We start from the raw sequence: 17,764 nt of genomic DNA on the forward strand, positions 1-17,764 counted from the left end.
CATCTGTCCCGTCCGGCCGATCTCGGCTATTCAATTTCGGCAAATGTTTCGATAGCATTACCGACCAGTAACAGCACCGATCCCTCGGCCACGCGCGCGGTCAACGGGCTCCACCACCCTGCCCCGTGGAGGCTCTGCCATGCCCCGTCGCGTCCGTACCGTGTTCGCCGCCGTCCTGGCGGCCGTCCTCGGCGCCGTGCTCCTGCCCGGCGCCGCCCGGGCGGCCACCGTCAACTACGTCGCTCTCGGCGACTCCTACTCCTCCGGAGTGGGCGCCGGCCCGTACGACCTGTCCACCTGCCTGCGCAGCCAGAAGTCGTACGCCCCGCTCTGGGCCGCCGCCCACTCGGTCACCAGCTTCAAGTTCCCGGCCTGCGGCGGCGCGGTCACCGCCGACGTGCTCAACAACCAGGTCGGCCAGCTCAGCAGCAGCACCACGCTGGTCACCATCACCATCGGCGGCAACGACGCCGGCTTCGCCGACGTGATGACCAGTTGCCGGTTCGGCAGCACGTCGAGCTGCGAGAGCGCTGTGAACGAGTCGAAGGCGTTCGCCACCGCGACGCTGCCCGCCCGGCTCGACGCCACGTACACCGCGATCCGCAACCGGGCCCCGAACGCCCGGCTGGTGGTGCTCGGCTACCCGCGGCTGTTCGAGACCGGCTCCTGCGGCCTGCTCGCCATGAGCAGCTACAAGCGCACCATCCTCAACCAGGCCGCCGACACGCTCAACGGCGTCATCTCCGGCCGGGCCGCCGCGGCCGGGGGCACGTTCGTCGACGCGCGGCCGTTCTTCGCCGGGCACGGCGTGTGCGCCGCCGACCCGTGGATCCGTGACGTCAGCGGCGTGATCGAGGCGTACCACCCGAACGCCAGCGGCTACCGCTACGGCTACCTGGCGGCGCTGACCGCCGCCATCGGCTGACCGGCACGGCGAAGCCCCGCCCGGCACCGGCGCCGGGCGGGGCTTCCGTCCGCGTACCCCATGGGGTCAGCGGGCCGGGACCAGCTCCGGCGCCGGCGCCAGGTCCGGCACCGCCGGCCCGATCCGTCGCCGCGGCCACCGGCGGCGGCCGGAGGGTACGGCGAGCGCGGCCAGCGCCGCCGCCACCGAGATGCCGGTGAGCAGCAGGAAGCCCGCCGTGAAACCGGCCTCCCGGGGCAGCCCGCTCGGCTGCGGATTCGCAGTGATCACGGCACTGGCGAGCGCCGCGCCGATCGCGCCGCCGATGGTACGGATGTTGGCGTTCATGCCGGTCGCCGCGCCGGTCTGCCCGGCCGGCACGTTCGCCACGATCAGGTTGGCCATCGAGGCGAACGCCAGCCCGATGCCGAGGCCGACCAGGCCACCGGCGACACCGACCTGCCAGCGGGTGTCGTGCGCGACGGTCAGCATGGCGGCGGCCGCGACGTTGAACACCGCGCCTGTGCTCAGCTGCGCCTTGGCGCTGAACCGGGACTGCAGCCGTCCGGCCAGCAGGCCGGCCACGAACATGCCGACGAGCATCGGCAGCATCAGCAGCCCGGCCTGGGTGATGCTGGCGCCGAAGCCGTAGCCGGCGCTGGTCGGGATCTGCGCGAACTGCGGCAGGAAGGCGTAGACGGCGAACATCGAGGCGCCGTAGAGCAACCCGACGAGGTTCGTGGTCCAGACCGCCGGTAGGCGCATCATCCGCAGGTCGATCAGCGGGTTCGCGGCCCGCGCCTCGGTCGCCAGCCAGGCGACCGCGAGCACCGCGGCCAGCGCCAGCAGTCCGACCACCCGGCCGGAGCCCCAACCCCACGCGGCGCCCTTGCTGACCGGCAGCAGCAGCGCCACCAGCCAGCCGGACAGGAGTACGGCGCTGAGCCAGTTGATCCGGCCCGGGGTGCGTACCGGCGAGCGCGGCACGAACCGGTGCGCGGCGAGCGCGGTCAGGCCGACCACCACCAGCGGGATCCAGAACAGCCACCGGTAGCCCAGCGTGGCCACGATCGGCCCGGCCAGCACCACGCCCAGCCCGCCGCCGACTGCGACGACCGCGGAGATCGAAGCCACCGCCGAGCTGACCCGGGCGGCCGGGAACTCGTCGCGGATGATGCCGAACGACAGCGGGAAGACGGCGCCGCCGATGCCCTGCACCACGCGGGCGGCGATCAACACGCCGATGCTGGGGGCGACGGCCGCCAGCAGGCAGCCCAGCGCCAGTGCGGCGAGCGAGAAGACGAGCGTCTTCTCCTTGCCGACCATGTCGCCGACGCGGCCGATGATCGGCGTGAAGACGGACGCGGAGAGCAGGTAGGCGGTGAGGACCCAGGTCACCGTGTTGGGCGAGGTGTGGAGGTCGTGCTGGATGGTGGGCAGCACCGGCGTGATCAGCGACTGGAGCATCGCGAAGAATCCGGTGCCGGCGGCCAGCACGAGGAAGGTGAGCCGGCGCGAGCCGCGCCGGGTTGAGTGGATCATGTGGGACGACTCCCCGTTCGGTACGAGACTGGTGGCCGCTCGCGCGGTCCTGCGGCGGTGGCGGCCGGAAGTCCGGAGTAAGCTATCCGGAGGGGTGGCTCCGGTCAGCAACCGGAGGCTTGCCTCCATTAACTTAGCGGAGGGTTGCCTCCGGTTGCAAGACGGAAGGGGTGACGCGCGTCATGACCGACGCCGACATGCCCGGTGAGGTCTTCTCCCGCCGCCCGAAACGGGCCGACGCCCGCCGCAACTACGACGCGCTCATCGCCGCCGCCCGTGAGGTCTTCGGCGAGCACGGCGCGGGCGCGTCCCTGGAGGAGATCGCCCGCCGGGCCGGCGTGGGCATCGGCACGCTCTACCGCAACTTCCCCCACCGGCGGGACCTGTTCGAGGCGGTCTACGTCGAGGAGGTGCGCGCGCTCAGCGCCTCCGCCGCCGACCTGGCCGACGAGCCGCCCTGGGACGCCCTCGTCGGCTGGCTGCACCGGTTCGTCGCCTACGTGGCCACCAAGCGGGCGCTGGCCGAGGAACTGGTGCACGACTCCGAGGTGTTCCGCAGCTGCCGCACCGAGATCTACGCGACCGGCGAGCCGCTGCTGCGCCGCGCCCAGGAGGCCGGAGCCGCCCGGCCCGACGCCGGCTTCGACGACGTGATCCGGCTGATCAGCGGGCTGGCCGCGTACCAGTTCCCGGACCCGGCCCAGCGCGACCGCGTCCTGGCCATCGCGCTGGACGGCCTGCGCCCGCCGGCCCGTGTGACCTGATACGTCTCGTCGCCCGGCCGTCTGTCGACGTGACGCATCAAGGGCTGCTCGGCACGGGAGGAAGTGGCGGGCGCGGCCGTGCCCAGCCGACGAATCGAGCGAACAACACTTGTGGGCTGGGAGCCTCGTACGGGTTGAGGCGATGTAGCTCGTGGGCTGCGTCATAGAGCTGCCCACACAGGTAGATCGACAGGGCGACACGATCGTTCGCGTACTCGGCGAGCAGTGCGAGTCGAGCCTCCGCGCACGGCCACGGATAAGCGCAGCGTTTGCAGATCCAGAGTGGGCGCATAGGCAGATGCGCGCGAGCGCCCGTGCTCACCCCAGCCCTCGCAGCCGCGTGGCCGCGTAAGTGCGGCTGCTGCTGGACATGCGCTCCCGAGTTGTTGATTCCAGTCGGTGCAGACCAGCCAAATACACGAAAAGTTCCCGCTTGGTGACTGCGGTGCCTCGGGCGTTCAACTCGTACGCCTCGATCCATGCCCAGCCGTCGTATGGCTGGCGATCCTCGATCTCCCGGATCACGCGAACGGTGATCGGGCGAAAGAACTGAACGCTTGCCCTGCGGTCGAGGCAGAGGAGGTCTCCCGCCTTGAGCGGGCTGTCATTCGCCGTTGCGTCGCGTCGACCCGCCCTCGGCCTGCTGTCGGGCATGAGTTTCCTCTCCTGCCAGGGGGGCTGCGTCGGGCGGCTCGCCCGACATCCCTGGTCCTGTGGCCGCCGGACGTCCGAGCACCGGCTGTGTCGCCTGGAGGTCAGCTTTGCTGAGAGCTATGGGACCAATACACAGCGTTGATGTATGGTGCCGAGACGTTCGGGACGTCCATGAGGGAGGAAGGATGAACCACGCGCTCCAGGTGGCGATGGCCGAAGCCGGTGAGACGGCGGAGAGCCTTGCAGCTCAGATCGGCGTGGATCCGAAGACGGCGGCCCGTTGGGTCTCTCCGGGACGTATTCCGCAGCCTCGGCGACGTGCCCAGGTGGCGGCGCTCCTCGGCCGGGACGTCGGGGATCTTTGGCCGGACGTCCTCAAGCGCCGTGAACCGCCGTGGCTGCGTGAGTGGGTCGACTGGGAGCGGGACGCCGTGTCGATCCGCTGGTTCGAGCACACATGGGTGCCCGGGCTGTTGCAGACCGAGGCATATGCACGCGCGACGCTGACCGGCGAGGCGCTGACCGCAGCGGAAATCGATGAGCTGGTCGCCTCGCGGCTCGAACGACAGTCGATCCTCCGTCGGGACCGGCCGCCTCTGGTCGTCGCGGTCATCTTCGAGGGCGTGCTGCATCAGTCGGCCTACGGCGACCGGGAGCTGATGCGGGAGCAGCTTGAGCACCTGGTCCACTGCGCAGCCCTGCCCGGTGTGCAGATACACGTCGTGCCGAGGGACATCGGCATGTATCCGGGGCTCGGTGGCGGCTTCATCCTCGCCGAACTGCCCACCGGTGAACATGTCGCGCACGTCGACAGCCAGGCGTCCGCGCAGCTACTTAATGAGGCTGCGGCCGTTGCTACGCTCAGCCGTAGGTGGGAGCGCATCAGGGGCGAGGCCCTCTCCCGAACCCAGTCACTAGACCTGATCATGGAAGCGGCAGGATCATGGACATGACCGCTGCGCGATGGCGCAAGAGCACGAAGAGCGGCAACAACGGCGGCTCTTGTGTGGAGGTCGCCGACAACCTCGCGGGCGTCGTGCTGGTCCGGGACACCAAGGACCGGGCTGGCGCGACGCTGGCCTTCGCGCCAGCGGCCTGGCAGGGATTCGTCGACCTGGCCAAGGAGATCGGCGTCAGTGAGCGTCGATGACACCAGCACCGACGCTCGGTGAAGATCTCGATGCCGAACTGGCCCGGCGGGGGATGGCGGTCTCCGCCGAGGGCTGCGCTCGCGCGGGGAGGCAACGTGCTCAGGTGGAGCAGCAGTGGCCTCGCGGTCGTCGGGTCAAGCTGCGCGAACGCATGCGTCAAGCAGCACAGGAGATATCCTCCAGGATCTATGACTGAGCAGCGTGGCTCAGCTGATCCGCCGGACGACGGGATCGAGCGCTGCCGTCAGGAGGTCCGTCTCGCCGGTGTTCAGGTGCTGGATGCAAGCGGCGATGTTGTCCGCCGCATCGAGTTCCGACCAGTCGAGCAGGTAGCCGGCCGCGGCGCCGAGCTGGCGCAGGAAGGCGCGCAGGGTCCGTCCGTTGCCCTCCCGGAACGGATGGCAGACGTTCAGCATGATCCGCCTGGCCAGGCGACCCGTGCAGCGGTGTCGAATGGGACGTCTGTCGCAGACCAGCACTGCTCGGCCGGCGGCTCCCGAGCGAGAACCGCCGGCCGCTCACCGTCCCGTCAGCGGTGCCCGTTACCCGGCCGCCCCCACGGCCCGGTGATCGCGAACACGTACCCCGGCGACTGGATGTTGGCGAACAGCGTCCTGCCGTCCGCGCTGAACGTCGGCCCGGTGAACTCGCTGTCGTTCAGCTCGTTGCGCGCCAGCGGGTACGCAGTGCCCTGCTCGGTGACGCCGACCAGGTGCGACACACCCTCGCCGTCCTCGGCCAGGATCACCCCGCCGTACGGCGACACGGTGATGTTGTCCGGCCCGTCGTAGTTGCCGTGGTCGGCGTCCGGGTCGGCGTTCACCCCGAAGATCGTCTTCAGCGTGACGGTCTGCCGGCGCGGGTCGTAGAACCACACCTGCCCGTCGTGCTCGTTGGCGCTGCCGTCGTCGTGCCGGGCGTAGCTGGCCACGAAGTACGCGCCGCCGTCGCCCCACCAGGCGCCCTCCAGCTTGCGGCTGCGGGTCACCTCCGCGTCGGTGAACTGCTTGCGTACGGACACGGTCCGGGCGTCGCGGTCCGGCACCTCGACCCACTCGACCCGGTAGCGGGTCCCGGGGGTGGTGGCCTCGGACAGGTCGGCCACGTGCGTGTCGCCGCGCAGGCAGCGCATCGCGGCGAGGCTGCCGGCGGTGCCGCCGTCGGGCCGCTGGGCGAGCGCCCGCAGCGCGCCCTTGCCGGCCCGGAAACCGGGCGGCGGCGTCCACCGGAAGTACAGGCCGTTGGGCCCGCTCGCGTCCTCGGTCAGGTAGATCGAGTGCGTGTACGGGTCGACCGCGACCGCCTCGTGCGAGTACCGCCCGAGGAACGTCAGCGGCACCGGGTCGGTGTTGGCGGACCTGTCGTGCGGGTCGACCTCGAAGACGTACCCGTGGTCCTTCAGGAATCGCCCACCGGCCCGCTGCTCGGTCTCCTCGCAGGTCAGCCACGTGCCCCACGGGGTGATGCCACCGGCGCAGTTGTTGTGCGTGCCGGCCACGCTCACGTACTCGCGCAGCCGCCGCCCGTGCCGGTCCACCTCGATGGTGGTGGTGCCGCCGCGGGCGCCCGGGTCGTAGGTGAGACCGGTCAGCGCCGGCACCGGGTACGGCTCGTCGCCGCCGATCTCGTGGTTGTTCACCAGCACCGAGCCGCGCGGGCCGCGGAAGCAGCCGGTGCCGTCGGCGTCGCTGGGGGTGGGCTGCCCGGACTCCAGCAGCGTCGCGCCCGCCTGCGCGACCACCGTGTACGAGAAGCCCGGCGGCAGCGCCAGCAGGCCGGCCGGGTCCGGCACCAGGTCGCCGTAGCCGACGGCGGGGCGGCACGCGGGCCGGGCCGCTGCCTGTCCGGCGATCGCCTCCAGGCTGCCGGCCACCACGATGCCGAGCCCGCCGGCCACGCCGCCGCGCAGCAGGGACCGCCGGGGAAGAGGTGAGGTCACGTCGTCGCCTTCCTGTGCGCTCGGTTCGCCGAGGGACAGGCAAGCCGGGCCGGGGGAACGGTGGACGGCGCGCCCGTCCGCCGCCGGGTGAACAGTGGACGAATCCCCGGTGCGGAGCGCCATGTGCCGCTGCGCCGCGCGTCCGTTAGGGTTCCCTCGATCGCAAGACGTCGGAGGGCGGACGGTGGGCAGACTCGCGGCGGCGTACCGGCAGGCGGTCGATCGGCACCGGCAGGCACTGCGCCACTGGGAGGCGGCCCGGCGGCTGCTCGGCGCCGCCGGCCCGGCGCCCGTGGGCAGCCCCGAGCTGGTCGCGCGGCTGGCCCGCCTCGGCGGTGAGCTGGCCGCCGCGGTGCCCGGCACCGCCCGCGTCGCGACCCACCCCGTTCCGGTACGCCTCGGCGCGGCGACCACAGTCGACGGCGCGTTCCCGGTGCTCGTGCCGGTGGGGGCGGGCGCGCATCTGGCGCTCGATCAGGACGCCCGCGACCCGCGCGTCGGGGAGCTGCTGCGGGCGGTGGTGGTGCGGCTGCTGACCGCCGCTCCGGCCGGCGCGATCCGGGTCGTCGGCATCGACCAGGCCGCCTTCGGCGCGGCGTTCCTGCCGCTGCGCCCGCTGCAGGACGCCGGGGTGCTCGCCGCGGCGGCGACCACCGAGGCGGAGACGGCAGCGCTGCTCGACGCGGCCGAGCGGCACGCCCGTACCGCCCAGCGGTCCGCGCCGGAGGACCGGGAGCTGCTGGTGGTGGTGGCCGCGTCCGCGCCGCCGCCCCGGGAGCTGGCCCGGCTCGCCGCGCTCACCCACGCCGGCCCGGCCGCCGCGGTCTGTGTGCTGCTGGCCGGTCACCGGCCCGCCGGGCCGAGCGCCGCGCCGCCGCTGGGCGCCACCACCCACCTGCGGGTCACCGAGCGGTACACGCTCGTCGGTGACCCGCCCGGCCGCCCGTTCAGCGCCGACGGCAGCGGGCTGGCCGCGCCGGTGGTGCTCGACGGCGACCCGTCGCACGCCGCGGTGACCGCGCTGGCCCGCCGGTACGCCGAGACCGCCGACCAGGACGTCGTCACGTTCGCCGACCTGCTGCCCGCGCAGCGCTGGGCCGGGTCCGCCGCCTCCGGCCTGCGTACCGTGCTCGGCCGCGCCGGCCGCCGCCCGCTCGCGGTGGCGTTCGACGACGCCACGCCGCACTGGCTGATCGGCGGCCGCACCGGCGCCGGCAAGACGGTGCTGCTGCTCGACGTGCTCTACGGGCTGGCCGCCCGCTACTCCCCGGCCGAGCTGCGGCTGATGCTGCTCGACTTCAAGGAGGGCGTGAGCTTCACCGAGTTCGTGCCCACCGACCGCGACCCGTCCTGGCTGCCGCACGCCGACGCGGTGGGCATCGAGTCCGACCGCGAGTACGGCGTGGCGGTGCTGCGGGAGCTGCGCGCCGAGTTGGGCCGCCGCGCCGACCTGCTCAAGCGGCACGGGGTCAGCCGCCTGGCCGACCTGCCGCCCAACGCCCGGCCGCCCCGGATCGTCACCGTGATCGACGAGTTCCACGTGCTGTTCGCCGGCAACGACGCGCTGGCCCGGCAGGCCGTCGACCTGATCGAGGAACTGGCCCGCAAGGGCCGCTCGTACGGCCTGCACCTGGTGCTGGCCAGCCAGAGCACCACCGGCATCGAGGCGCTCTACGGCCGGGCCGAGGCCATCTTCGGCCAGTTCCCGCTGCGGATCGCGCTGCCCGGCGGGGACGCCGTGCTGGACCCGCGCAACGACGCCGCGCGCGGGCTCACCGTCGGCACGGCAGTGGTGAACACCGCCGCCGGCGCGCCCGGCGCGGACGCGGAGGTGCGGTTCCCCGACGCGCACGCCGCCTCGGCCGACCTGGCAGCGCTGCGCCACGAGCTGCACGCGGCCCGCCCTGCCGGGTCGCGCCCGCCGTCGGTGTTCCGGGGACACGAGACGCCCCGGCTCACCGACGACTCCGCGTGGACCGCGTTGACGCCGGGCGCCGACCCGCCGTACGCGCTCGTGGGCCGCGCGGTCGACGTCGCCGGCAGCCCGGCCGGGTTCGCGCTCGACGCCAGCCCGGGCCGGCACCTGGCGGTGGTCGGCACCGCAGCCTTCGGCGCGGAGGTGCTCCGGTCGGCCACGCTGTCCCTGGCCCGGCAGCACGCGCCCGGCACCGCCCGGTTCCTGTTCGCGCCGCTGGCGCCCGGCACCACCGACGCCGCCGACGACCTGGCCATGACGCTGGCCGCCGCCGGGCACCCGGTCCGCCGCCTGGCCGCCGAGGCGCTGCGCGCCCAGCTCGCCGAGGCCGCCACCGGTGACGCCCCGGCCTCCGGGCGTACCTACCTGGTGGTGTTCGGGGTGGACGCCGCCGCCACGACGCTCGCCGCCTCCGACCCGGCGACGTTCCGTTCCGGGTACGACGACCTGCGCGCCGTGCTGCGCCAGGGGCCCGCGCGCGGGGTGCACGTGCTCGGCTGGTGGCGCGGGCTGCGCCGGCTCGCCGACGACCTGGGCGGCAGCGGGCAGCGCGACGACGTCACCGGCCTGGTCGCGCTCAACGTGCCCGCCGCCGACCTGGGCCTGCACCTCGGCGTGCACGACCTCGCGTACGTGCCGCGCGAGGGCCGCGCGCTGCTCGTCGACCGGCACGAGCACCGCACCGCGCTGATCGTGCCGTTCGCCGCGGGGAGTGATGTCCCATGAGTGGATTCGACGAGTACGCGGCGCTGCTGCGGGAGCTGTCCACCCGGCAGCGGGGCGGGGAGCGGGAGATCGCGGCCGAGGCGGAGCGCCGCCGTGGCCTGCAGGCCGCCGTCGACAAGCTGGGGCAGCGGCTCGTCGCCCAGGGGCAGCACCTGGACCGGCTGGGCCAGGCGATCGGCGCGCCGATGACCTCGGTACCGGCGCCGGCGGTTGCGGTGGCCGCCGGACCGGCCGCGCCGGAGGCGGCAGATGCGGGCGGGCGGACGGGCGCCGGGCGGGGGGAGGACGCGGGCGGGCGGACGGGCGCCGGGCCGGGGGACGGCGTGACCGGCGGCGCAGCCGCCGCGCCGGGGCAGGCGGGCGTCGGGGCGTACCCCTCTCCGGGTGTGGCGCCGCGGGCGGGTGACCCGGCGGCGGAGCTGGCTGCGGCGGAGCGGCTCGCCGGGGAGGCCGACGGGTACGGGCAGCAGGCCGACGCGCTGGCCCGCACGCCGGTGCTGTTGCCGACCTGGTCGGCGCCGGCCCGGGCGGTCGCGGTGTACGGCGGTTGCGCGCTCGTCGGCTCGCTGCTGATGCTTGTCGCGCTGGTGGGGTCGCCGGTGCCGGTGGCCGGGCTGGACCTGGTGGCGGCGCTGTCCTGCGCCGGGGTGCCGCTGCTGTCCTTCGTGGCCGGTCAGGTCGTGCTGGCCCGGTGGGGCCGCCCGGCGCTGGCCGGCGGTGAGGCCACGACCGGGCGGTACGTGCCGCTGGGCTTCGTGATCTGCGCGCTGGTCTCCCCGTCGCTGTTCTGCGTCTACCTGCTCCTGTTCCGCCTCCTCCGCTGACCCCAGCCCGGTTCGTCGCCGTCGATCATGGACTTGTGGCCGCGGCGGTGGGCTTGATGTGGCTTTTGCCGGGGCGGAAACTGCAAGATCGCGAAGGTGTGGGGGTGGGGGAGGGCGGTAGGGTTCCCGAGGGTGGGTGAGGTGGGGGAGGGGTTGTGAGCGCGGCGGAGATCATCGCGAGGCTGGCGGCGGCGGCGCAGAAGCTGGACGAGGCCAAGGCGCGCACGGCTGCCGCGGCACAGGACGCGGCGGAGGCGCGGGCGCTGGTGGCGGGCGCGCTGGAGGGGGCGACGGCCGGGCCGCTGATCGGCGTCATCGACTCCTACCGGCAGGCGCTGGCGCAGGCCGCGCAGGGCGGGGAGCCGGCCCGGCAGCACGTCCAGGAGACCATCGCGAAGGTCCAGGCGCTGGGCAACTGAGCCCGGCCCGGCTTGCCGGTTTGCGCGGTGGGCGCGACAAGTGGTTACCGCCGCGTAACTTTTCATTGACGTGTGTGAAATCGGACACGCATCATCGTGTCCACGATCGATCGGATCCCACCCGTCCCCTCCCGGTCCGCCCGGGTGCCTCCCCCTCGGAGGTGCAGCCCATGCTGCTCCGAACGATCCTGGCCGCCACCACCGCCGCCACCGTCCTGCTCGTCCCGGCCGCCGCCCAGGCGGCCGCCGCCGAACCCGCCGCCCCGTCGAACACGGCCACCGTCACCACCGCCGCGCAACGGGCCGCCGCCGCGGCCGCCGACCCGGTGATCGTGGTCGGTGGCCTCAGTGGAATCTCCATCGCGTACGAGCCGATCGCCGCCCGGCTGCGCGCCGACGGCTACCGGGTCTCGATCTTCCAGTTGCCGAATCTCGGTCTCGGCGACATCCGCGAGTCCGCCCGTGCGCTCTCGACCTACGTGGACCAGGTCCGCGCCGCCACCGGAGCGGCCCGGGTCGACCTGGTCGGCCACTCCGAGGGCGGCCTGGTCAGCCGCTGGTACGTCAAGTACCTCGGCGGCGCCGCCACCGTCGACCAGTACGTCAGCCTCGGCAGCCCGCAGTACGGCACGTACGTCGCCAACCTGGTCGCGTTCCTCGGGCTGGGCAGCTGCGCCGGGGTGATCGCCTGTCAGCAGATGTCGATCGGGTCGAGCTTCCTGGCCGACCTCAACGCCGGTGACGACACGCCCGGGCCGGTTCGCTGGGCCACCGTGCGCACCTGGCAGGACGAGCTGGTCCGGCCGGTCGACAACGCGCTGCTCGCCGACGGCGCCACGAACGTGCTGGTGCAGGCGTGGTGCCCGCTGCGGGTCGTCGGCCACCTCGGGCTGGTGCTGGACGGCACCACGTACACGGTGGTGCGCCAGGTGCTCGCCGGCGCCCCGGTCCGGCCGAACTGTTTCGCGGTCTGACACCGGTGCCCGGGCCCGCCGTCGCGCGGGCCCGGGCGCTGTCAGCTCCCGTCCCGCCCGCGGATGACGTCCGCGGCCCGCCAGGCCAGCGCGCTCACCGGGGCGCTGGTCCAGCCCGCCACCATCACCGGCAGCACCGACGCGTCGACCACCCGCAGCCCGTCCACGCCGCGTACCCGCAGCTGCGGGTCGACCACGTGGTCGTCGCCGTCGCCCATCGCGCAGGTGCCGATGGCGTGGTAACCGCAGTAGCCGCGCGCCACCGCCGCCTCGACGATCTCGGCGTCGGTGCGGACCGCCGGGCCGGGCACCGTCTCGGCCCGGATCCGCTTCGCGATCGGCCCGGTGGCGAAGAACTCCCGCATCCGGCGGAACAGGTCCGCCGCCACCCGCCGGTCGTGGTCGGTGGTGAGGTAGTTCGCCACGACAGCCGGCGGCGTACGCGGGTCCGCGTCGGTGATCGCCAGGCTGCCCTCGCTGTCCGGCCGGGTGACGGTGCCCAGGCACATCAGTCCCGGCTCCCGTTCCAGTTCGAGCGCCTTGCCGGGCCGCGGCGGCGCGGCCGAGAACGGCGCCATCAGCAGGTGCGCGTCCGGGCGGTCCAGCTCCGGCCGGGACTTGACGTGGGCCGCCACGTCGAGCACCGGCAGGGCGAGTGGGCCGCCGCCGGTGAGCAGCCAGCGCAGCGTGGCCCGGGCCTGCCCGAGCGGGCTGCCGATGGTCATGTTGTGGCCGCCGGGCTCGGCGAGGCGGTACTGCAGCACCATCGACCGGTGCTCGCGCAGCCCCGCGCCGACCCGGGGCCGGTCGAGCAGCACCGGCACGCCCGCGGCGCGCAGCGTGTCCGCCGGCCCGATGCCGGAGACCTGCAACAGGTGCGGGGTGGCCAGGGCGCCCGCGGCGAGGATCACCTCCCCGGCCGCCCGGCGCTCGACCGCCCGGCCGCCGTGCGCCACCCGTACGCCGACCGCCCGGCCGCCCTCGACCAGCACCCGCAGCACGACGGCGCCGACCTCGACGGTCAGGTTGGGCCGGCGCCGCACCGGGTGCAGGAACGCGTTCGCGGCGCTGACCCGCCGTCCGCCGTGGATTGTGGCGGTGGGGTAGCCGATCCGCTCGTCGTCGTCGGCGTCCAGGTCGTCGGCCCGGCGCCAGCCCAGCTCGGCGCCGGTGGCCACCATCTCCTCGGCGAGCGGGTCGGTGCCGGTGGCGATGGACAGCCGCACCGGCCCGCCCGCGCCCCGGTGCGGCGCGGGGCCCAGCGGGTGGTCCTCCAGCCGCGTGAACACCTGCCGCATGGCCGACCAGCCCCAGCCCAGCGGGTCGAGGGCGTCCCAGTCGCGGGCCGCGCCGCGGCTCCAGATCATGCCGTTCACCGACGTCGAGCCGCCGATCATCCGGCCGCGCTGCCAGATCTCCTGGCGGCCCGGCCCGGTGGTGGCCGGGTAGTGCCAGGCGGTGCGCTCGTCGTCCATCAGCCGGGAGAACGCCTTCGGCACGCGCACGTACGGGCTGCGGTCCCAGCCGCCCGCCTCCAGCAGCAGCACCCGCGTCCCCGGATCCTCGGTTAGCCGGTTGGCCAGCACGCACCCCGCCGCGCCGGCCCCCACGATGACGTAGTCGAACTCCTCCACAGCGGACCCCCACTCGTGAGAATCCTTCTGACGGTAGTTGCTCGATCACGTTCCGCGAAAGGGTCGGACGGCGGCAGACTCAGGCCGCCTTGGCCAGCGCCTCGAACTCGTCGTCGGTCAGTTCCACCTCGGCCGCCGCCACGTTCTCCTCCAGGTGCGCCACCGACGACGTACCGGGGATCGGCAGCATCACCGGCGAGCGGCGCAGCAGCCAGGCCAGCGCGAGCTGCGCCGGAGTGGCGCCGTGCGCGGTCGAGATCGCGTCCAGCGGGCCGCCGGGGCGGGCCAGGTTGCCGGTGGCGATCGGGAACCACGGGATGAACGCCAGGTCGTGCCGCTCGCAGTGCGCCAGCACGTCCTCGGCGCCGCGGTCGGCCAGGTTGTAGAGGTTCTGCACGGACACGATCGGGACGATCTCCCGGGCCGCCTCGATCTGCTCGACGCTGACCTGCGACAGCCCGATGTGCCGGACCTTGCCCTCCTGCCGCAGCAGCGCCAGCTCGCCGAGCTGGTCGGCCAGCGGCACCTTCGCGTCGATGCGGTGCAGCTGGTAGAGCGGGATGCAGTCCAGGCCCAGGTGGCGCAGGCTCAGCTCGCACTGCTGGCGCAGATACTCCGGGCGGCCCACCGGCCGCCAGTCGTCCGGGCCGGAGCGTGTCAGCCCGGCCTTCGTCGCGATGACCAGGTCGTCGGCGTACGGGTGCAGCGCCTCGCGGATCAGCAGCTCACTGACGAACGGCCCGTACGAGTCGGCGGTGTCGATGAACGTGACGCCCAGCTCGTACGCGCGGCGCAGCACCCGTACCGCCTCGGCCGGGTCCTTCGGGTCGCCCCACACGCCGGGGCCGGTGAGCTGCATCGCCCCGTAGCCGAGGCGGTCGACCCGCAGGTCACCACCGATCCGGTAGCTGCCCGACGCCTTGGCGGGCTGGGTGCTGGTGGCCATCGCGGTCCTCCTGTGCTCGTACGCGGTCGCGGGCGGCGCGCGCCCCGACCCCTGGACATTCCCCGAATCGTGGCGGCGAAGCACCGGTAGTTGCGGCGAGCGGCCCCGGCGCACCGGACCGCCGTGCGAGGCTGGGCGCAACGGTGGTCAGCAGGAGGTGCGCATGGGCACGACGCCACGGCTCGACTTCGCGCTGGACACGTACGAGTGCATCGTGCTCTACCCGGGGCCGTCCGGCCGGGCCCTGCCGGAGGAGACCGTGCAACGGCTGCAGGCCGAGCATCTGCAGCACATGCGGGCGCTGCAACGGCGCGGCATCGTGCTCGTCGACGGCTCGGTGGACGGCCCGGCCCGGGAACCCGACCCGCCGATCGGCTTCGGCCTGGCCCGTACCGGCTCGGTGGACGACGTGCGCAGCGTCATGGAGGCCGACCCGGCGGTACAGGCCGGGCTCTACCGGGTCGAGGTGCTGACCTTCCTCTGCCCGGCCGGCTCGCTGGAGTTCCCGCTGGTCAAGACGGAGAGCTGACGGCCGGCGCGGTCTCGTCGCCGTTCTCGGCGATCGCGCTGCACCACTTCCACGGCGCCGCGAGCCGGGTCCCGCTGGAGCGGACCGCGTCCGGGCTGCGCGCCGACCACCTGCTCGCCGAGATCATCGCGGCCTGGCCGCCCGGCGGCTGCCCGAACCTGCCCCCGGCCGGTCCGGCGGGGCCGCGCCACGGCGAGGGCGGACGGCATCCACGGGAGCACCCGGCCGGCACGTGACGGCGAGGGGTACCATTTCCGCCGCGCGGTCGCCGATGCCCGCCACACACGACGTTCCGGTGCGGTACGCCAACCGCCCGCCCGCGCGGTACACGCGCGTCGTTGGACAACTGTTCCGCTGTCCGCAAGGGGTCGGCCGGGAGGCCGATCCGGAGGAGAGACTAGCCTGATGGGCGTGACACGCCGCGCGAAGATCGTCTGTACTCTCGGCCCCGCCACCTCGTCCCCGGAGCGTATCCGAGGGCTCGTCGAGGCGGGCATGAACGTGGCGAGGCTCAACTTCAGCCACGGCAGTCACGCCGACCACGAATCGGTCTACCGGCTGGTCCGGGAGGCCGCCGAGGCGTCCGGCAAGCCGGTCGCGGTGCTGGCCGACCTCCAGGGGCCCAAGATCCGGCTGGGCCGGTTCGCCGACGGCCCGCACGAGTGGCGCACCGGCGACTCGGTCGTGATCACCGGTGACGACGTCGTCGGCTCGAAGGAGCGCGTCTCCTGCACCTACCGCAAGCTGCCGCAGGAGGTGAAGCCGGGCGACCGGCTGCTGATCGACGACGGCCGCGTCGCGGTCGAGGTCAGCGACGTCACCGGCAACGACATCCGGTGCCTGGTCACCGAGGGCGGCCCGGTCTCCAACAACAAGGGCGTCTCGCTGCCGAACGTGGCGGTCAGCGTCCCGGCCCTGTCCGACAAGGACGCGGAGGACCTGCGCTTCGCCCTCGGCCTCGGTGTCGACCTGGTCGCGCTCTCGTTCGTCCGCTCACCCGAGGACATCAAGCTCGTCCACTCGATCATGGACGAGGAGGGCGTGCGCCGCCCGGTCCTGGCCAAGGTCGAGAAGCCCGAGGCGGTCGACCACCTCGAGGCGATCGTGCTGGCCTTCGACGGCGTCATGGTCGCCCGCGGCGACCTCGGCGTCGAGCTGCCGCTGGACCAGGTGCCGCTCGTGCAGAAGCGCGCCGTGCAGCTCTGCCGGGAGAACGCCAAGCCGGTCATCGTGGCCACCCAGATGCTCGACTCGATGATCGAGAACTCCCGCCCGACCCGCGCCGAGGCCTCCGACGTGGCCAACGCGGTGCTCGACGGCGCGGACGCGGTGATGCTCTCCGGCGAGACGAGCGTCGGCAAGTACCCGGTGCTCACCGTCAGCACCATGGCCAAGATCGTCACCACCACCGAGGCCGGCTCGATCGCCGTCCCCCGGTTGCAGCACGACCCGCGTACGCACGGCGGCGCGCTCACCGTGGCCGCCTCCTCCATCGCCCGGGCCATCGGCGCCAAGGCCATGGTGGCGTTCTCGCAGACCGGCGACACCGTCAAGCGGCTCGCCCGGCTGCACTGCGACCTGCCGCTGCTGGCCTTCACGCCGGTGCCGGAGGTGCGCAACCAGCTCGCGCTCTCCTGGGGCGTGGAGACGTTCCTGATGCCGTTCGTCCAGCACACCGACGACATGTTCCGCCAGGTCGACCAGGCGCTGCTGGGCCTCAACCGGGCCAACCCGGGCGACTACGTGGTGATCGTGGCGGGCAGCCCGCCCGGCACCCCCGGCTCCACCAACACGCTGCGCGTGCACCAGCTGGGTTCGCTCGTGGACGCGGCCTCGGCGCGAGCGCTCCAGTGAGTGCTGCGGCGACCGGGCAGGCGGCGGTCGACCAGCTGCTGGAGGTGCTCGACCTGGACCGTACCGGGGAGATGACCTTCCGGGGGATGAGCCCGCCGGTGGGCCCGCAGCGGGTCTACGGCGGGCAGGTCGCCGGCCAGGCCCTGGTCGCCGCCGGCCGCACCGTCGACGCGGAGCGGGCCGTGCATTCCCTGCACGGCTACTTCGTGCGCCCCGGTGACCCGGCCGAGCCGATCGAGTACCAGGTGGAGAACGTCCGCGACGGCCGGTCCTTCTCGGTGCGCCGCTCGGTGGCGTTGCAGCACGACAAGCCGATCTTCTTCATGTCGGCGTCGTTCCAGCGACAGGACGAGGGGCTGGACCACCACGCCCCGGTGCCGCCGGACGTGCCCGGCCCGGACGACGTGCCGACCATGACCGACCGGCTCTCCCGCTACCCGGAGCGGCTCGGCATCTGGGGGATGATCCCGCGCCCGATCGACGTGCGCTACGTCGGCGAGCCCGGCTGGGTACGCCCCGGCGACCGCCCGGCCGAACCGCACCAGCGGGTGTGGATGCGGCTGGACGGCAAGCTGCCGGACGATCCGCTGCTGCACGCGTGCGCGCTGACGTACGCCTCCGATCTGACGCTGCTGGACTCGGTGCTGTCGGTGCACGGCGAGGTGTGGGGCCCGGGCGGCGTGGTCGGCGCGAGCCTCGACCACGCGCTGTGGTTCCACAGGTCGTTCCGCGCCGACGAGTGGTTCCTGTACGACTGCTGGAGCCCGTCCGCGTCAGGCGGCCGTGGCCTGGCCACCGGCCGCATGTTCACCGCCGACGGGCGGCACATCGCCAGCGCCGTGCAGGAGGGACTGCTGCGCCGCGTCGGCGGCTGATCGGCGGGTGATGATCGTCCGGGCGCGGGTCGGCGGGGCGGCCCGCACCCGAGC

The 17,764-nt window shown here is 73.7% G+C and carries 18 protein-coding genes; 11 read left to right on the plus strand and 7 right to left on the minus strand.

What is annotated here, in order from left to right:
* Positions 1-139 precede the first annotated feature (139 nt).
* Positions 140-925, plus strand: coding sequence for an SGNH/GDSL hydrolase family protein (locus O7542_RS04520; RefSeq protein ID WP_043329537.1), 786 nt, complete (start codon positions 140-142; stop codon positions 923-925).
* 66 nt (positions 926-991) lie between these two features.
* On the opposite strand, the gene O7542_RS04525 is transcribed toward O7542_RS04520, so the two are convergent.
* The gene (locus O7542_RS04525) at positions 992-2,446 is read right to left on the minus strand and encodes an MFS transporter (protein WP_069089051.1); all 1,455 of its coding nucleotides are present in this window, start codon (positions 2,444-2,446) and stop codon (positions 992-994) included.
* A 182-nt stretch (positions 2,447-2,628) separates the two neighbouring features.
* Between O7542_RS04525 and O7542_RS04530 the strand changes: the two genes are divergently transcribed.
* Complete coding sequence (locus tag O7542_RS04530; RefSeq protein ID WP_069089052.1) at positions 2,629-3,210, plus strand: TetR/AcrR family transcriptional regulator; 582 nt, start codon at positions 2,629-2,631, stop codon at positions 3,208-3,210.
* A 37-nt stretch (positions 3,211-3,247) separates the two neighbouring features.
* Here O7542_RS04530 and O7542_RS04535 read toward each other — a convergent pair whose 3' ends face one another.
* Together O7542_RS04535 and O7542_RS04540 are read right to left on the minus strand one after the other, a co-directional pair.
* Complete coding sequence (locus O7542_RS04535) at positions 3,248-3,502, minus strand: hypothetical protein (protein ID WP_082930966.1); 255 nt, start codon at positions 3,500-3,502, stop codon at positions 3,248-3,250.
* 26 nt (positions 3,503-3,528) lie between these two features.
* Positions 3,529-3,864, minus strand: a complete 336-nt coding sequence (locus O7542_RS04540) for a hypothetical protein (RefSeq protein ID WP_209962665.1) — start codon at positions 3,862-3,864, stop codon at positions 3,529-3,531.
* Between the two features lie 185 nt (positions 3,865-4,049).
* On the opposite strand from O7542_RS04540, the gene O7542_RS04545 reads away from it, so the two are divergent.
* Positions 4,050-4,817, plus strand: coding sequence for a Scr1 family TA system antitoxin-like transcriptional regulator (locus O7542_RS04545; RefSeq protein WP_281605739.1), 768 nt, complete (start codon positions 4,050-4,052; stop codon positions 4,815-4,817).
* Positions 4,808-5,014, plus strand: coding sequence for a DUF397 domain-containing protein (locus O7542_RS04550; protein WP_082930880.1), 207 nt, complete (start codon positions 4,808-4,810; stop codon positions 5,012-5,014). The genes O7542_RS04545 and O7542_RS04550 overlap by 10 nt, the downstream gene beginning before the upstream one ends.
* A 207-nt stretch (positions 5,015-5,221) precedes the next feature.
* On the opposite strand, the gene O7542_RS04555 is transcribed toward O7542_RS04550, so the two are convergent.
* Positions 5,222-5,431, minus strand: a complete 210-nt coding sequence (locus O7542_RS04555; RefSeq protein ID WP_281605740.1) for a Fic family protein — start codon at positions 5,429-5,431, stop codon at positions 5,222-5,224.
* 113 nt (positions 5,432-5,544) lie between these two features.
* On the minus strand, positions 5,545-6,954 hold the full coding sequence (locus O7542_RS04560) for an alkaline phosphatase PhoX (RefSeq protein WP_281605741.1): 1,410 nt from the start codon (positions 6,952-6,954) through the stop codon (positions 5,545-5,547).
* Positions 6,955-7,138: 184 nt separating this feature from the next.
* Between O7542_RS04560 and O7542_RS04565 the strand changes: the two genes are divergently transcribed.
* The 4 genes from O7542_RS04565 (at position 7,139) to O7542_RS04580 (ending at position 11,872) form a co-directional block, all read left to right on the plus strand.
* Positions 7,139-9,655, plus strand: a complete 2,517-nt coding sequence (locus O7542_RS04565; protein ID WP_281605742.1) for an FtsK/SpoIIIE domain-containing protein — start codon at positions 7,139-7,141, stop codon at positions 9,653-9,655.
* Complete coding sequence (locus tag O7542_RS04570) at positions 9,652-10,479, plus strand: hypothetical protein (protein ID WP_113972510.1); 828 nt, start codon at positions 9,652-9,654, stop codon at positions 10,477-10,479. The genes O7542_RS04565 and O7542_RS04570 overlap by 4 nt, the downstream gene beginning before the upstream one ends.
* A gap of 155 nt (positions 10,480-10,634) precedes the next feature.
* Complete coding sequence (locus tag O7542_RS04575) at positions 10,635-10,898, plus strand: DUF6244 family protein (protein ID WP_013287536.1); 264 nt, start codon at positions 10,635-10,637, stop codon at positions 10,896-10,898.
* A 170-nt stretch (positions 10,899-11,068) separates the two neighbouring features.
* Complete coding sequence (locus tag O7542_RS04580) at positions 11,069-11,872, plus strand: alpha/beta fold hydrolase (protein ID WP_064445267.1); 804 nt, start codon at positions 11,069-11,071, stop codon at positions 11,870-11,872.
* A 41-nt stretch (positions 11,873-11,913) separates the two neighbouring features.
* Here the strand turns inward: O7542_RS04580 and O7542_RS04585 are convergent, their stop codons facing one another.
* Positions 11,914-13,506 (minus strand): GMC family oxidoreductase N-terminal domain-containing protein, encoded by a 1,593-nt coding sequence (locus O7542_RS04585; protein ID WP_281605743.1) that lies wholly within the window; start codon positions 13,504-13,506, stop codon positions 11,914-11,916.
* A 79-nt stretch (positions 13,507-13,585) separates the two neighbouring features.
* Complete coding sequence (locus O7542_RS04590) at positions 13,586-14,452, minus strand: aldo/keto reductase (RefSeq protein WP_210888588.1); 867 nt, start codon at positions 14,450-14,452, stop codon at positions 13,586-13,588.
* A gap of 163 nt (positions 14,453-14,615) precedes the next feature.
* Between O7542_RS04590 and O7542_RS04595 the strand changes: the two genes are divergently transcribed.
* From O7542_RS04595 to O7542_RS04605, 3 genes are all read left to right on the plus strand, one after another.
* Entirely contained in the window at positions 14,616-14,981 is a 366-nt protein-coding gene (locus O7542_RS04595) for a YciI family protein (protein WP_043329557.1), read from the plus strand.
* A gap of 405 nt (positions 14,982-15,386) precedes the next feature.
* Complete coding sequence (gene pyk / locus O7542_RS04600; RefSeq protein WP_043329559.1) at positions 15,387-16,835, plus strand: pyruvate kinase; 1,449 nt, start codon at positions 15,387-15,389, stop codon at positions 16,833-16,835.
* The gene (locus O7542_RS04605; protein WP_043329561.1) at positions 16,832-17,710 is read left to right on the plus strand and encodes an acyl-CoA thioesterase II; all 879 of its coding nucleotides are present in this window, start codon (positions 16,832-16,834) and stop codon (positions 17,708-17,710) included. Before pyk ends, O7542_RS04605 begins: the two co-directional genes overlap by 4 nt.
* Positions 17,711-17,764: the final 54 nt, after the last annotated feature.

This window comes from Micromonospora sp. WMMC264 (genome assembly GCF_027497275.1).
GTDB classification, from domain to species: Bacteria; Actinomycetota; Actinomycetes; order Mycobacteriales; family Micromonosporaceae; genus Micromonospora; species Micromonospora chalcea.